The sequence below is a fragment of the Paenibacillus sp. J22R56 genome, from assembly GCF_056269375.1.
In genome coordinates this window covers 326,329-342,659 of sequence record NZ_JBWDNV010000001.1, presented here as the reverse complement: position 1 = coordinate 342,659, position 16,331 = coordinate 326,329, and the positions used below count along the sequence as shown (strand labels likewise).

Genomic DNA, 16,331 nt, shown 5'->3' with positions numbered 1-16,331 from the left:
GTGGCAATTCTTTTAGCATGCAGCAATTCTTTTTAGGAGGGGAACATCATGTCAAATTACTGCAAGCTGCTGATTGTCGATGACGAAGCCTTAATCCGGCAAGGCATCAAGCACTACATGAATTGGGAGCAGGAAGGCTTTCATATCGTTGGCGAAGCTTCGAATGGTAAAGAAGCGCTTGAGCTCATCGCAGAGCTGCAGCCACATATTGTGCTGACGGATCTTGTTATGCCCATCATGGACGGCGAAGAGCTGACCCGGCAAATTAAGCTGCAATACCCGGACATTGAGGTTATTGTCCTTAGCAGCTTTGGAGATTTCGATTACGTACGTTCTACCTTTCAAAGCGGCGTACGAGACTATATATTAAAACCAAAGCTCGACACCGGTCATTTGCTGAGTGTGTTAAAGTCGGCAGCCGAGAAGATTCCATCCTTACAAGGGGATGTGCAGGTCGTTGATCAGGGGCCATCCATCGACTCCATTTTAGATAAGCTGTTATCCGGCTACGAGATTGATGATCAGCAGGCTGTAGATGAGCTTGCTGACGAGTTTCCTCATAGTGCCTTTTGCTTGCTAGGCATTGACCTTCGAGGAAGGACGATGACGAAGGAGCAGGTGAATGCGATCCGGCTCACGATGCAGGAAGAACTGGACAAGCAGGCTCAATATGCCGAACAGCTGGTGTACCATGTTCTGAAGGCAGAAGCGCCGATGATTCTGCTGCTCCTCAATTTGGACTATACGATGCTGAGCCTGCTGCCCTACTGGGCGAGAACGATGGCAAGCTCGATTGATCAATTGAAGCTGGATACGGCAGTCGTAGTCAGCGAGCCTTTCTCAGCTATTACTGGACTAGAGCAAGCGTACAAGACTAATCTGCTGAAAATGATGGACTACGCTTTTTATTTTCCGGACAAGCATCTGCTATTGTTTAATGAGTTTCCTGAATCCACGCAAGCAGCTGAGCCCTTTAACTTGAATAATTTTACGGAATCGTTTAAGCGGGAACGCTTTGACACCGCCTTTGACTATTTGCGTGATCATCTGGACGTGTTTAAAACCAACTACACGACGGATGTATTCGAATATAAGTCGTTCTTAAGTAATGTCATCTTTAATATCACCGTGCTGCTGGGCAATATGAACTACAGCACACAACAGCTCGAGACGAAGAAATACTACTATTTCAAAGCGATCGAAGAGTCCCGCAATGCAGGTGCTGCAGCGGAGCTTCTTAATGAATTTATCGAAGAGGCTAAGCTGTGTATCGCCGAGAAGACTGAACAATCCGGCAATGCCAATATGAAGCGTCTGCTCGATTATATTCATGAACATTACGCGGAATCGCTTAATTTAACAGAGATGGCAAAACATTTTCATTTTAACCCTTCCTACTTGTCAAGCTACTTCTCTACTCATCATAATGAAGGCTTTGTTGATTACTTGCATCGGGTGAGATTAGAGAAGGCGTCTGAACTGCTGCGCGGAGGAGAAGCCTTGATTTCGGAGATTAGCGGGATGGTAGGTTATTCGGATCATAGTTATTTCTGTAAAGTGTTCAAGAAGCATACCGGCTTATCGCCAAGCCGCTATCGGCAACAAAACATGAGATGAGTGAGTGAGAGCTGTGAGGAATGTACTAGATCGGTTCAAATATAACGGACTATTTGTCAAAATGTTCATTATTATGGTCGTGAGCATTGTGGCGGTTTCCATTACAACGACGTGGATGACGATTAATATTTCCGGGCGCGTCTTTATGGAGACGTTCAGTATTACGAATTCGAAGATAACGACACAAATTAGAAGCGGCATGGATTCGTTTAATTATTCCATCGTCCTTACCTCGAACAAAATCGCGCAAAGCGGTGTGATCAAACAGTTTCTTACCGAGGGGAGCGGCGATTCCAATTCGATGGCGTCTAGTTATTTTCAAATGGGGCAGCAAATGAATCGGATCCGCTCGAGTGTCGATGCCTACGATATTGGGATTACGGTAACCGGGGTGAATGGCCGGAGATATTCGACGGACCGTTCTTATTGGCCGGTTCCTGACGATGCGCTGGGTAACCATCCTATTACGAAGCGTGCTCTAGCTGAGCCGCGTAAGCTGATGTATTTCTACGATGATGCGGAGACATCAGGTATTCCAGGCATTGATCCTACCATAATAGCCTCCAAGGCACTCGTGGACCGAAGCGGAGCTGTTTATGGGATGATGTATTTTGCCGTGCGTGAACCTTATTTTGCTCGATTCTATGACAGCAATACGAGTCTGGGGAATGACGTCGCTATTCTTGATAAGCGGGGAACAATTGTGTCTTCTAATCGGAATGATTGGCTTGGCCAACGTTCGCCGGAACTTCTCCATGACGCGGAGGAAATTGAGGACAACAATCTGGATTACAAGAACGCCAATATTATGGGCAAAGATCATCTTCTCTTGTCGGAACAGATTGTTGGATTAGATTTGTACATGGTGAACGTGATTGATAAAAAAGAAGTGCTTGGCCAATTGACCGACACGAAACAGATTGCCCTTGTTGTAATGGCAATTGTTATAGTTGCGGTCATTATTGTTTTCCTTATCTCCAGAAGAATGACCAAATCGCTCACAAGGCTTGTGAAGCAGATTTCAACGATCTCGAAATACGAATTTGACCGCCATGTAAAGGTGGATGGCAGTTATGAGACGAGGCAGCTTGGCCTTGCTTTCAACGCGATGATGGATGAGCTGAATGATTATGTTGGCAGGCTCGTTGAGACGCAGAAGCAGCAGCGTAATGCGGAGCTGGAAGCGCTGCAGCAGCAGATTAATCCCCATTTTCTATACAATACGCTTGCTTCAGTCAAATTCATGGTGCAGCAAGGGAATAAAGAGAAAGCTGCGGAAACGATTAACGCCCTCATCTCTCTGCTTCAGAATGCAATCGGCAACGTGAGCGAAATGATTACCGTCCAGCAGGAGCTGGATAATATGAAGAACTACGTATTCATTAATCAAGTTCGTTATGGAGAGCGGATCAGGGTGAGTTATTTCATTGCGCCGGATTGCCTGGACTATCGAATTCCGAAGCTGATGATTCAGCCTTTTATCGAGAATGCGTTCTTCCATGCCTTTAATGAGAAATCAGAAGGTTATATTTATATTATGGTTGCTCAAGAGGGCTCGTCGCTTGTCTGTGAGGTTGTCGATAATGGTGACGGTATGAATATTAATGGTGGAATTCCTAAGCAGGTGAGCAAACGTCAATTATTCAGCGGAATTGGTGTCCGTAATGTAAATGACCGGATTAAATTGTTGTTTGGGGAAGAATACGGCGTAACGATTACAAGTGAAATTCGGGAAGGTACTCGTGTGAAAATCAGGATTCCGTTGTTAAAACCTAATAATGGTCCTAATTTCTAAAGATTGTCTTAGTACGAATAGACCACTTCAGGCCAACTCATAATAATATGACAATTCGTTGTAAAGATCGTTCTAACGAGGGGAATAAGGGTAGTGCTATCATTAAACCCGTAAGACAGAAAACGCTTACAACAAACATACAGATACGGAGGTCTTGAAGTGAAAAAACTTATCACAGTTCTTGCTCTTGGCGCTGTAACCGCAGCATCTTTGTCGGCTTGTGGTTCCAACTCGGACAACAATACGAACGACACTGCAAACAACGGTGGAGACAAAGCAAGCAAAATTACCGTTTGGGCATGGGATCCTAACTTTAACATTAAAGCAATGAACCTTGCGAAAGACGCTTATGCGACTACTAACCCGGACTTAACGGTTGATGTTGTAGAGAACGCTCAGAACGATATCGTTCAAAAGCTGAATACAGGCATGAGTTCCGGTACGACTAAAGGTCTGCCGAACATCGTACTTATCGAAGACTACCGTGCGCAAAGCTTCCTGCAAGCTTACCCAGACATGTTCTATGATCTGAGCAGCGTTATTACTCCAACTGACTTTGCTGATTACAAGCTTGGACCTACAAGCGTTGACGGCAAATACTACGGCGTTCCGTTCGACTCCGGTGTTACAGGTCTGTATGTAAGAACGGACTACCTGGAGAAAGCTGGTTACACAATGGATGATCTTCAAGATATCACTTGGGATCAATACATCGAGATTGGCAAGAAAGTAAAAGAAGCTACAGGTAAAGATTGGATCTCCCTTGATCCTAACGACCTTGGCATTATCCGTATGATGATTCAATCCGCTGGCTCGTGGTACATGAATGAAGACGGCAAAACGCCTAACATTGCAAACAACGCAGCTATGAAAGAAGCATTCGAAGTATACAAAAACATGATGGATGCGAACATCGTTAAGCCTAATTCTGACTGGAGTCAATATGTATCCTACTTCAACACAGGCGATGTTGCATCGGTTCCAACAGGTAACTGGTTCACGCCTTCCATCACAGCCGAGGCTTCGCAATCCGGCAAATGGGCAATTGCTCCAATTCCTAAGCTTGCAAAAACACCTAATTCCGTACATGCAACAAACCTTGGCGGCAGCTCGTGGTACGTTCTGAACGTTCCAGGTAAAGAAGCAGCAGCTGAGTTCCTGAAATCAACTTTGGCTTCCGATTCTGATCTATATCAAAAACTGGTTACAGACGTAGGTGCTATCGGTACGTACAAACCAGCTACATCTGGTGAAGCATATACGGCTACTAACGAATTCTTCGGCGGCCAAAAAATCGTACAAGACTTTGCGAAATGGACCAATGAAATTCCTAGCGTGAACTACGGTATGAACACTTACGCAATCGAAGACATTCTGGTTGTTAAAATGCAGGATTACCTGAACGGCAAATCGATTGACGATGTATTGAAAGACGCTCAATCTCAAGCTGATGCACAAGTAAAATAGAGAAAAAATGACCTTGGAGCACGTCTCCGCGTTCAAGCCGCTAAGTTGTAGGGGCTTGCCCTGTGGGGTTGTGCTCCAATGTCGTTATATAAGATCGCTCAGGATAGGAAGGAGCTGGCTGACGCTGTGAGTAAAGTAAAAACAAATAACATGAATATTAATGCGAGATCCAGCGCGATCGGCTGGTCGTTTATTGCGATAGCTGTCATTATGATCTGCGCATTTTATTTCTACCCAATGATTAAGGCACTGATGCTGTCGTTCCAATCCGGGACAGGCACGAACTTGCATTATGTTGGCGGAGACAACTATGCAAGACTGTTTAAAGACCAGACATTTATTGCTGCACTAAAAAATACATTTATTTTCTTGATTATTCAAGTGCCGATCATGATTGTGCTTGCCATGTTTATCTCGGTATTGCTAAATGACAGCAAACTGAAATTTAAAGGATTTTTCCGTACGGCGATCTTCCTGCCGGCTGTAACATCGCTTGTTGCTTACTCGGTTATTTTCAAGTATTTGTTCGGTACTGACGGCTTGATTAATGCAGTGCTTACCAAAATGCATCTGGTTGATGCACCAATTCAATGGATTACCGACCCGTTCTGGGCTAAAATTACGATTATTATCGCCATCACATGGCGTTGGACCGGATATAATATGATTTTCTATCTGTCTGCCCTGCAAAATATTGATAACTCCATTTATGAAGCAGCACGGATTGACGGCGCTTCGGCATTCCGTCAGTTCAGCCAAATTACAATTCCGCTACTTAAGCCGATTATTTTGTTTACATCGATCACTTCTACAATCGGTACGCTGCAGCTGTTCGATGAGGTTATGAACATAACGAAGGGCGGGCCTGGTAACTCGACTACAACGCTGTCCCAATATATTTATAATCTGTCGTTCAAATATACGCCTGACTTCGGTTATGCGGCGACAGTATCTTATGGAGTCGTAATTCTTATCGTTATCTTCTCGATTCTTCAGTTCAAACTGGCAGGTGATAAAAATGGCTAAACGGATATTCACCTATGTATTCCTGTGCATTGCAGCCATTGTGTCGATCTTCCCATTCATTTGGATGATCATCAGCGCAACCAACAAATCGGTTGACGTTACGAAAGGCTCGTTAATGCCAGGCTCTCACTTGTGGGATAACTGGCAAAAAATTATGGACCAGGTCGATCTTGGACCGGCCATGTTGAACTCGGCGAAAATTTCGATCTCGACAACCCTTCTTGCTTTGCTAATCGCATCGCTTGCAGGTTATGGCTTTGAAATTTTCCGCAGCAAGGCGAAAGACATTGTCTTTAACATTTTGCTGCTGTCGATGATGATTCCATTCGCCGCTCTGATGGTACCTTTGTACCGGATGTTTGGCACCATTACGCAAACTATTCCCGCTATCGGGATCAATACGATGATGGCTGTCGTGCTGCCATCTGTCACAACTGCGTTCTTAATTTTCTTTTTCCGACAAAGTACGAAGATGTTTCCGAAGGAAATGCTCGAAGCAGGTCGAATAGATGGATTAAACGAAATTGGTGTGTTCTTCCGTATTTACGTGCCAACGATGAAAACATCGTATGCGGCAGCAGCCATTATTACGTTTATGTCCAGCTGGAATAACTACTTGTGGCCGCTTGTCGTGTTGCAATCGCCTGAGAAACGGACGATTCCGCTTCTTATTTCGAACTTGGGCTCCAGTTATGCACCGGACTACGGTGTTAACATGCTTGTTATTTTGATCGCGACGCTTCCGACGGCTATTGTCTTCTTCCTGATGCAAAAGCATTTTGTAGCGGGAATGACAGGATCGGTCAAGTAAAATCGTATATTAATTTCATGCTTACGCAGTAATGTATCATCACGATGGCCTTGGTACGGCTATTGTGGTGATAATTCAAAGCAAATGCTTACGAAGCGATGAATCATCACGAAGACCCTTAATAGGGTCTTTGTGGTGATAATTCATTTTAGGGGAGGAAATAAACAGGATGAAGGCAACAAGGGCAGACATCAATTGGCTGAGCGATCCGACGGTTTACCGGGTAAATCGACTGGACGCGCACTCCGATCATCGATATTATCACACGATGGAGGAAGCGGAGCGCAAAGCGCCAATGGCGATGCGCCATGATTTGAACGGCAATTGGAAGTTCAGCTACGCGGTTAATGTGGCTAGCCGGATCGAAAGCTTCTATACGACGGATTATGATTGCAAGGGCTGGGATGATATTGAGGTGCCGGGTCATATTCAAATGCAAGGCTACGGCCAATTACAATATGTAAATACAATGTACCCATGGGACGGTCTGGACGGTGTTAGACCTCCATCTATTCCTGTATCGAGTAACCCGGTTGGAAGCTATGTGAAGCATTTCCGCAAGCCGGAGTCGATGACAGGGCCAGTGTATATTTCATTCCAAGGTGTAGAATCTGCCTTCTATGTATGGCTGAACGGCGAATTTGTCGGCTATGCGGAAGACAGCTTTACGCCTTCGGAGTTTGATCTGACACCATTTATCAAAGATGGCGACAACAAGCTGGCTGTCGAAGTATTTCAGCGCAGCTCGGGCGCTTGGCTAGAGGATCAGGATTTCTGGCGTTTCTCAGGGATTTTCCGTGATGTGTACTTGTACACCGTGCCGGAAATCCATGTGAGAGATTTATTTGTTCATACTGAGCTGGATGACAGCTATTCAAACGGTAATCTGAAGGTTGATCTGGATTTGCTGCAGGCTGATGCTGCGGCTTCGGTCAAGCTTGAACTTAAAGATGCTGACGGTACAGTTGTTGCTGCAGGTGAAGGTGCGTTTGTGAACGGCAAACTGTCGCTTGCTGTTAATGCAGGCGAAGTGAAGCTTTGGAGTGCGGAATCACCATATTTGTACAGCATATACTTGTCTGTATTGAATGCTCAAGGCGAGCTTGTGGAAGCAATCGTACAAAAGGCGGGCTTCCGCCGCTTTGAAATGATCAACAAAATCATGCATCTGAATGGCAAACGTATTGTGTTCAAGGGTGTTAACCGCCATGAATTCAACGTTCGCAGTGGTCGTACGATTACAGCTGAAGATATGCTGTGGGACATCAAGACGATCAAAGCGAACAATATGAACGCTGTCCGTACTTCACACTATCCAAACCAGACACTCTGGTATGAGCTGTGTGACGAATACGGCATTTACCTGATCGATGAGATGAACCTGGAATCGCATGGCTCGTGGCAGAAGATGGGCGCAGTTGAGCCGTCTTGGAACGTGCCGGGCAACCTGCCAGAATGGCAAGGTTCCGTACTGGATCGTGCAGAGTCTATGCTGGAGCGGGATAAAAACCATCCTTCGATTCTGATCTGGTCTTGTGGTAATGAATCGTATGCAGGTGAAGTCATTCAGAACGCAACGAGATACTTCCATGCGAAAGATCCAAGCCGCCTTGTTCATTATGAAGGTGTGTTCTACGATCGCAATTATGAAGCGACAAGTGATATGGAAAGCCGGATGTACGCGAAACCGGCCGATATTATTGCGTACTTGGAAAGCAACCCGTCCAAGCCATACATCAGCTGCGAGTATATGCATGCGATGGGCAACTCGGTTGGGGGTATGCACAAATATACTGAGCTTGAGCAAAAGTACCCAATGTATCAAGGCGGCTTTATTTGGGATTACATGGATCAGTCCATTATGACCAAAGACCGCTACGGTAATGAGTTCTTCGCTTACGGCGGCGACTTTAACGATCGTCCTACCGATTACAGCTTCTGCGGCAACGGCATTGTGTTCGCTGACCGTCGTGAAACGCCTAAGATGCAGGAAGTGAAGTTCCTGTATCAGAATGTGAAGCTTGCTCCTTCGCGGGATGGCTTAAAAGTAGTCAATGAGAATTTGTTCGTGAATACAAATGAATGGGCATTGTCCGTACGTTTATATCTGAATGGTGTTGAAGTCTATAGCTCGACTGGTGAAGTAGCGGTTGAAGCAGGAAGCGAAACCGTTGTACCATTGTCGCTTCCTGAAGAGGCAATGAAGCTGCCAGGCGAATATGCCATCCATACAGCGCTAGTTCTGAAGCAAGATGAATTGTGGGCGGAGGCCGGTCATGAAGTGGCCTTTGGCGAGCATTTGTTTGAAGTTGCAGCAGAGAAGGCTGAAGTGCCAGCTGGCTCGATCAGCGTAGTCGAAGGCGACGTGAATATCGGCGTTATGGGTGATGGCTTTACGATTCAGTTCTCGAAAGGTGTCGGCTCGCTGGCATCGATTCGATACGGCAAACGTGAATTTATCGCAGCACCTCCAGTACCACAATTCTGGCGTGCAATGACCGACAACGACAAAGGTTATGCGCAGGGCTATGATGCAGGCGTATGGTTCGCGGCAAGTCTGGCGCGTAAATGTCTGAAAGTAGAGCTGAATGTGGCAGAGTCAGGTGACCGCGCAACTGTTGCGTTCGAATACGGCTTCAGCATCAGCGCTGAATTGCGTGTTCGTACAACATATACCGTGTTTGCGGATGGAAGCATTCAAGTGCAGACGGATTACAAAGGTGCAGCAGGTCTTCCGAATGTTCCTGTTGTTGGACTAACGTTTAAACTGTCCGCTGATTATGATCAGACGGAATGGTATGCAATGGGGCCGGAGGAGAACTACATCGACCGTGCATTTGGCGCACGTCTTGGTACGTTCAGCCGTGCGGTGAAGGATCTGCCAACTCCTTATCTTGTACCACAGGAGACGGGTAACCGTACGGGAGTACGCCGCGTTCGAATCACGGACAGCCGTGGCTTAGGTTTGCAACTGTCCGCATCGGCTTCGGCACCAGTGGAATGTAATGTCTCGCCTTACTCAGCGTTTGAACTGGAGAATGCGGCTCATCACTATGAGCTGCCACCAGTTCACTATACCGTAGTAACGGTAGCTGGACGCCAAATGGGCGTTGGCGGCGATGACAGCTGGGGCGCTCCGGTTCATCCGGAATACCAGATCCCGGCTGATCAGGATCTGAGCTTTACGTTCACGATTTCGCCGATCGATCGCTCGTCGAAATAAGAATGGTTGAAATTGAGGTTGTCCCACCGGGACAGCCTCTTTTTTTTGTAAGTTGCGGGTTACATAGCTAATCTAAATTTGACAATGGGAGAAGTTCCCTTTACAATCTAGCTAATTGAATACGCACTGGGGGCTTGATGAAGTCAGGCTGAGATTGTGACCGTATGTCACTGACCGTATCTGATCTGGGTAATGCCAGCGTAGAGAATAAATATGCCGTTAAACAGGGATATGCTATTATTGTTTCTAACAATTTTATCATATGTCCTTGTTTTTCTATCCCCCGGTGCAATCCGTCTTACCGTAAGGTGTAGATGGAAGTTCAGCGGAGGGAGCCAATCTTTGAACTTATCAAAGACCGCATCCAATTCGGAGCGGTCTTTTTTTATTTTTAGTTGGACTGAACTCCGCATAATCACAGCCATGCTGAGGAGGAATACAATTGTCCGCTAATGAAACGAACCAAATCGCAAATGAACTAGTCCCGAACATCCATGCCTTTCCAGGCAGCAAGAAGGTGTACGTGCAAGGCTCCCGCTCTGATGTGCACGTCCCGATGCGCGAGATCGCGCTTAGCACGACGTCAAGCCCTGCAGGAGATCAGCCTAATGAGCCTGTAAGAGTATACGACAGCAGCGGCCTGTACACGGATAAAGATTATAAAGCAGATATTCATCGAGGGCTGCCGCAGATCCGCCGCCAGTGGATTCTGGAACGCGGTGACGTGGAGGATTATCAAGGCCGAGCGATTAAGCCAGAGGATAATGGGTTCAAGCACACAGATCTATCAAACTTAACCGAAATATTCCCGAGTTCAGGTTGCTGTCCTCTTCGAGCCAAGCAAGGTTCTAACGTTACGCAGCTGCACTACGCCCGCCGCGGAATCATTACCACTGAGATGGAATACATCGCAATCCGCGAAAATGTCGAACCAGAGTTTGTGCGCAGTGAAGTGGCCCGGGGGAGAGCAATCATACCATCAAACATTAACCACCCGGAAAGCGAGCCAATGATTATCGGGCGCAATTTCTTGGTGAAGATCAATGCCAACATCGGTAATTCAGCCGTCGCCTCGTCCATTGAGGAGGAAGTGGAGAAGATGAGCTGGGCAACACGTTGGGGAGCCGACACGGTAATGGACCTTTCAACGGGCAAGAACATTCATACGACACGTGAATGGATCATCCGAAACTCCCCTGTACCGATAGGGACTGTACCGTTATACCAAGCACTGGAAAAGGTCGGCGGTAAAGCCGAGGAGCTGACCTGGGAAGTTTACCGTGACACGCTGATCGAGCAAGCTGAACAGGGAGTGGATTACTTTACGATTCATGCAGGTGTACTGCTGCGTTATATCCCACTTACGGCACAACGCGTCACTGGAATCGTCTCACGCGGCGGCTCAATAATGGCGGCTTGGTGTCTCGCCCACCATCAGGAAAACTTCTTATATACGCACTTTGAAGATATTTGCGAGATTATGAAAGCCTATGACGTTGCTTTCTCGCTTGGTGATGGGCTGCGGCCGGGTTCGATCGCTGATGCAAATGACGAAGCGCAATTCGCGGAGCTTGAGACACTTGGTGAGCTGACAAAAATTGCATGGAAACATGATGTACAAGTCATGATCGAAGGTCCAGGGCATGTGCCGATGCATCTTATCAAAGAAAATATGGATCGTCAGCTTGAGGTGTGCCAGGAAGCACCATTTTATACACTTGGCCCCCTGACTACGGATATAGCTCCTGGTTATGACCACATTACCTCGGCGATTGGTGCAGCGATGATCGGATGGTTTGGCACGGCAATGCTGTGCTATGTTACGCCTAAGGAGCATCTCGGACTGCCGAACAAAAACGATGTGCGTGAAGGCGTTATTGCATACAAAATAGCCGCCCATGCCGCAGATCTGGCTAAAGGTCATCCCGGTGCTCAGCAGCGAGATAACGCTCTTTCCAAAGCACGCTTCGAGTTTCGCTGGCGTGATCAGTTCAATTTGTCGCTTGATCCTGAGCGGGCGTTGGAATATCACGATGAGACACTCCCGGCTGAAGGAGCCAAGACCGCTCATTTCTGCTCGATGTGTGGACCGAAATTCTGCTCAATGCGTATTACGCAGGACATACGAGCGTATGCCATGCAGCAAGGACTGAAGGAAGCTGAAGTGTTGGAGAAAGGCCTGGAGGAGAAGTCCCAGGAATTTAGAAATACCGGAAGCTCGATCTACCAATAATAGTTGAAAAGCCGCATAATTGCGGCTTTTTTATATGTTAGAATTCACAGCTCCGATCCTCTATATGTCAGCTTTCATACAAGTATAGTAATCGAGGCCTGACCAAAATGGATGGCTTTTACTCTGCCTCTATACATAACGTCTAACGTTTCTGTGATTTTATAAAACAGTTTGTATAATGTAATCCAAATTACGTGTTATATAATATTACATAACAAGTGGTTGCGGCTCATGAAAGGTAAGGATGAAGCACTCTTCAGCACGAGGGGGGATGGTATAGTGTCGCTTGGCAGGCAGAAGGAGACCGAAATTCGAATAGACGATGTATCCATGGTGTTCGGCAGCAAAGGAAGGGAAGTTACAGCACTCACGAATGTTAGTTTTGAGGTGTATCGCAGCGAGTTCATATCTCTCTTAGGGCCATCGGGCTGCGGGAAATCGACATTGCTCCGGCTGATGGCAGATCTGCTTGAACCAACAAGCGGGAGAATCACCATTGGGGAAGAAGAGCCTCGCGAAGTTCGGTTAAAAAGAAAGTTCGGCATCGTATTCCAAAGCCCTACCTTATTCGAATGGCGTACGGTGAAAGATAATATTGAATTGCCGATGGAAGTGCTTGGCATTAAAAAGTCAGAATATTCAGCCACATCGGAACGTTTGATTGATATGGTTGGTTTATCGAAATTCAAGCACCACTATCCATGGCAGCTCAGCGGTGGTATGCAGCAAAGAGTAGCGATTGCGAGAGCCTTGTCACTGGATCCTCCAATTCTGCTTATGGATGAACCGTTCTCCGCACTCGATGAGTTTACAAAGGAGAAGCTTCAGCTTGATCTGCTCGACATCCAGAAGCAGACGAACAAGACGATCGTGTTTGTTACACACAGTATACCTGAAGCTGTATTCCTCTCTGATCGAGTAATTGTCATGTCCGCTCATCCCGGGCGGGTCCACTCCATTCTGAACATGGAGAGGGAAGAGGGGAGTTACGAGCATATCCGCAATTCCGATCCTTTCCATGAGATGACGGCAAGAGTGAGGAATTGTTTTGTAGATCATGCTTACGAAGTCTTTTGAGGAGGATTCTCTTAATGAGCGGATGGCTTAGAAAAGGAAGCCAAGGCGGGGTCATCGTCATTTGGGCGATAGGTGTTCTTCTGGTATGGGAAGCAGCCGCCTGGTACATAGCCGATGTTGCACATGTTCTGGCCCCAGCCTCCAAGCTTCCTTATCTTCATCTCGTGCTGCAGACGATGCTGGATCACTGGTCGACTCTTGTTGAACAAGGATCAATTACATTTGGCAATTCAATTGTTGGCTTCCTAATTGGTGCAGCCGTAGGAATCATACTGGCCATTGTAATGAGTCTGTCTAGAGCGGTTGAGCTGACTTTATCTCCTTACATGATTGCTTCACAAATGGTTCCGATTATCGGGCTTGCCCCAATCCTATACGGCATTATTCATGATCCTTCCCTTTCGAGGGTGCTTATGGCCGGTTATGTAACCTTTTTCCCGGTAGCAATCAATATGCTGCGTGGACTCCAGAGTATTAAGCCTGAACAGGAAGAGCTCATGCGTTTGTACGCTGCATCCGTATGGACGACTTACACGAAGCTAAGGCTCAAAGCCTCTCTTCCGGGATTATTTGCAGGATTAAAATTATCTGCGCCGCTTGCAATCACCGCTTCAATAATTGTGGAGCTGATGGGAGCGCCGGATGGGATTGGCGTATTGATGCTTAGTTCCCTCTACTACGGAAGCTCGCAGGTGTATATGTTCTGGTCAACGATTCTCATTAGTGTTGTAATCGGATTGATCTGGTTTCTGCTGGTCACTATAGCCGAACGGCTGATTACGCCTTGGCAGCCGGAGTTCCGCCCGCAAGGGAGGAGTGAAGGGTGAAGGAGTTAACAGCTGTGAAGACGGAACCACTTTCAACCTCGGTGGCGAAATCAGAGGGTGTGAAAAAACCAAAGAGATCAGCAAATAAGGCCTCTCGCAGTGCCACCTTTTGGCCCCCTATCGGCTTTGGTGTTTTATTTATTTTTATTTGGCAGCTTAAAGGTTTTCATAAATTGTTTCACCTGGAGCTCTACCAGCTGCCAATCCCATCTGCTATTGCGAAGGCGATTCAAAATAATAGCGATGTACTATGGAACTACTCGCTCTATACCGGATTCGAAATGATAGGAGGCAGTATGATCGGATCTGCGATCGGACTACTTGCTGCAATTGCAGCCTCCTTCATTCCGAGGGCAGGCAAAGGTGCGATAACCTTGCTGGCAGCCCTAAACGCTGTTCCGATTGTCGCACTCGCCCCTATTATGAACAACTGGTTTGGTGATGGAGTCGCCTCCAAAATCGCGATCGTCTCTATCATGACGATGGCCACAATGGTCGTCAGCGCCTTTAAGGGGCTGCGTTCCGTCGAGCCTGCTTATCTGGAGCTAATGCATTCTTATGCAGCGGGAAGGTTGGCCATCTTCGCCAAGCTTCGTTTCCGGCTTGCTCTTCCTCATATTTTCATCGCACTCAAAATTAACATGGCAACCGGCATGATTGGAGCTATCGTCGGCGAGTTTTTTATCTCTTCAAGGGGACTTGGGTTTCTGTTGTCCGATCAAATCAAGCTGGGCAATATGCCGATTGCTTGGTCCTGTATCATCATCGCCGCAGTGCTTGGCATCGCCCTCTACTATTGCATCCAACTGATTGAGAGAATGGCTATTCCATGGCATGTCGCGCAGCGCGCTAAAAAGTAACCTGAAGCATCAGGGGATGGCAGCATCATCTTTCAAATAGATAGCGATAGGGAGAGGATTGGTCTAATGAGAAAGAGAAACCGGGTCCTAAAGACAGTATCCACGCTGACGGTCGCCATGGCGCTGCTAATTGTCGCCGCCTGCGGCAATAACAGTTCATCTGAGTCGGTAAATGAGGGAAAGTCCAATGAACCGCTGACGAAGGTCAAGATCCAGCTGAAATGGGTGCCGCAGGCGCAGTTCGCTGGGATTTTCGTCGCCAAGGAGAAGGGCTTCTACGAGCAGGAAGGGCTGGATGTCGAGATCATTCCAGGAGGGCCGGATGTCGTTATCGAGCAGCAGGTCGTAAATGGAGCAGCCGACATTGGCGTTACAAGCTTTGACAGCTTATTGGTGAATCGGGATAATGGGCTGCCGCTCGTATCGGTCGCACAAATTTTGCAAAAGAGCTCGTACCGGTTCGTCGCAGATAAGTCGTCTGGCATTGACACTCCGGAGAAGATGAAGGGCAAGAAGGTGGGCATGTGGACGGGAAGCCAGCAGTTCCAGGTGCTCGCGTTTATGGAGAAGAATGGCCTCGATCCGCAAAAGGATGTTGAGCTGGTGAAGCAAGGGTTTACGATGGATCAGTTCTTTAATAAGCAGCTGGATGTGGCGATCTCGACAATCTACAACGAGTATCATGTTGTGCTCGAAAGTGGTGTGAAGCCAGAGGATCTGTTCGTGTACGACTTCGAAGATGCTGGAGTTGGGATGCTGGAGGATACGCTCGTAGTGAAGGAGGATTGGCTGAAAGATAACCGCGATACGGCGGTTAAGGCGATCCGTGCAACGATGAAAGGCTGGAACTACGCCATTGCCAATCAAGAAGAATCCGTTGATATTGTCATGAAGGCCGTAACGGAAGGCAGCACAACGAAGGAACATCAGACGACGATGCTGATGGAGATGGCTAAGCTTGTGAAGCCGGAAGGATTCACGGACACGCAAGTGGGCTCGTTTGTAGACGATGCGGTACAGCGGACCGTTGATATCTCCCTCAAATACGGATTAATCAAGGCTGCACCAGATCTTGGAAAGGCAATCGATAAGACGATTCTAGCGGACGCGGAAAAAAGCTAGCAGCAACAGTAGTGAGTTGGCGAAGCTTAAGGCCCCTAAAGGGCCTTAACTGTCTAGAAAACGGCGATTCCGAGCTGAAAATGGGGAACTAGAAGAGCTTAAGGTCCCTGGAGGACCTTAAGTTGCCTGCAGATGATGGAATCTAATGAGTTAAGGTCCCCAAGGGGCCTTAAATGACTGTAAAGTAGCGATTCCGTGCTGAAAGTGTGGTAGACGGAAGAACTTAAGGTCCCTAGAGGACCTTAAGTTGCCTGCGGATGGTGGAAGCTAGCG

The 16,331-nt window shown here is 47.2% G+C and carries 11 protein-coding genes; all 11 read left to right on the top strand.

The annotated features are described in order from the left end of the window. Positions 1-48: 48 nt before the first annotated feature. The 11 genes from AC0YNT_RS01460 (at position 49) to AC0YNT_RS01410 (ending at position 16,058) form a co-directional block, all read left to right on the top strand. Positions 49-1,617 (top strand): response regulator transcription factor, encoded by a 1,569-nt coding sequence (locus tag AC0YNT_RS01460; protein ID WP_475803018.1) that lies wholly within the window; start codon positions 49-51, stop codon positions 1,615-1,617. A 13-nt stretch (positions 1,618-1,630) separates the two neighbouring features. Beyond that, entirely contained in the window at positions 1,631-3,412 is a 1,782-nt protein-coding gene (locus AC0YNT_RS01455) for a sensor histidine kinase (protein ID WP_475803017.1), read from the top strand. Between the two features lie 159 nt (positions 3,413-3,571). Then, a complete protein-coding gene (locus tag AC0YNT_RS01450; RefSeq protein ID WP_475803016.1) occupies positions 3,572-4,879 on the top strand; it encodes an ABC transporter substrate-binding protein in 1,308 nt (435 codons plus the stop codon). Between the two features lie 150 nt (positions 4,880-5,029). Further along, positions 5,030-5,905, top strand: a complete 876-nt coding sequence (locus AC0YNT_RS01445) for a carbohydrate ABC transporter permease (protein ID WP_441891615.1) — start codon at positions 5,030-5,032, stop codon at positions 5,903-5,905. Further along, positions 5,898-6,716 (top strand): carbohydrate ABC transporter permease, encoded by an 819-nt coding sequence (locus AC0YNT_RS01440; protein ID WP_475803015.1) that lies wholly within the window; start codon positions 5,898-5,900, stop codon positions 6,714-6,716. The genes AC0YNT_RS01445 and AC0YNT_RS01440 overlap by 8 nt, the downstream gene beginning before the upstream one ends. A gap of 169 nt (positions 6,717-6,885) precedes the next feature. Next, positions 6,886-9,939 (top strand): beta-galactosidase, LacZ type, encoded by a 3,054-nt coding sequence (gene lacZ, locus AC0YNT_RS01435; RefSeq protein WP_475803014.1) that lies wholly within the window; start codon positions 6,886-6,888, stop codon positions 9,937-9,939. A 442-nt stretch (positions 9,940-10,381) separates the two neighbouring features. Next, positions 10,382-12,172 (top strand): phosphomethylpyrimidine synthase ThiC, encoded by a 1,791-nt coding sequence (thiC, locus tag AC0YNT_RS01430; protein WP_475803013.1) that lies wholly within the window; start codon positions 10,382-10,384, stop codon positions 12,170-12,172. A gap of 231 nt (positions 12,173-12,403) precedes the next feature. Continuing rightward, positions 12,404-13,249, top strand: a complete 846-nt coding sequence (locus AC0YNT_RS01425) for an ABC transporter ATP-binding protein (RefSeq protein ID WP_475803012.1) — start codon at positions 12,404-12,406, stop codon at positions 13,247-13,249. A gap of 14 nt (positions 13,250-13,263) precedes the next feature. After that, positions 13,264-14,076 carry an ABC transporter permease gene (locus AC0YNT_RS01420; protein WP_475803011.1) on the top strand — a complete coding sequence of 271 codons (813 nt, stop codon included), beginning with the start codon at positions 13,264-13,266 and terminating at the stop codon, positions 14,074-14,076. Beyond that, positions 14,073-14,936 (top strand): ABC transporter permease, encoded by an 864-nt coding sequence (locus AC0YNT_RS01415; RefSeq protein WP_475803010.1) that lies wholly within the window; start codon positions 14,073-14,075, stop codon positions 14,934-14,936. The genes AC0YNT_RS01420 and AC0YNT_RS01415 overlap by 4 nt, the downstream gene beginning before the upstream one ends. Positions 14,937-15,002: 66 nt before the next feature. Next, positions 15,003-16,058, top strand: a complete 1,056-nt coding sequence (locus AC0YNT_RS01410; protein ID WP_475803009.1) for an ABC transporter substrate-binding protein — start codon at positions 15,003-15,005, stop codon at positions 16,056-16,058. The last annotated feature ends 273 nt before the right edge of the window (positions 16,059-16,331 follow it).

Bases quoted from the DNA above. Each gene is read 5' to 3' on its own strand.
- AC0YNT_RS01460 (WP_475803018.1), top strand. From the start codon at position 49: ATGTCAAATTACTGCAAGCTGCTGATTGTCGATGACGAAGCCTTAATC.
- AC0YNT_RS01445 (WP_441891615.1), top strand. From the start codon at position 5,030: ATGAATATTAATGCGAGATCCAGCGCGATCGGCTGGTCGTTTATTGCG.
- AC0YNT_RS01440 (WP_475803015.1), top strand. From the start codon at position 5,898: ATGGCTAAACGGATATTCACCTATGTATTCCTGTGCATTGCAGCCATT.
- lacZ (WP_475803014.1), top strand. From the start codon at position 6,886: ATGAAGGCAACAAGGGCAGACATCAATTGGCTGAGCGATCCGACGGTT.
- AC0YNT_RS01425 (WP_475803012.1), top strand. From the start codon at position 12,404: ATGAAAGGTAAGGATGAAGCACTCTTCAGCACGAGGGGGGATGGTATA.
- AC0YNT_RS01420 (WP_475803011.1), top strand. From the start codon at position 13,264: ATGAGCGGATGGCTTAGAAAAGGAAGCCAAGGCGGGGTCATCGTCATT.
- AC0YNT_RS01410 (WP_475803009.1), top strand. From the start codon at position 15,003: ATGAGAAAGAGAAACCGGGTCCTAAAGACAGTATCCACGCTGACGGTC.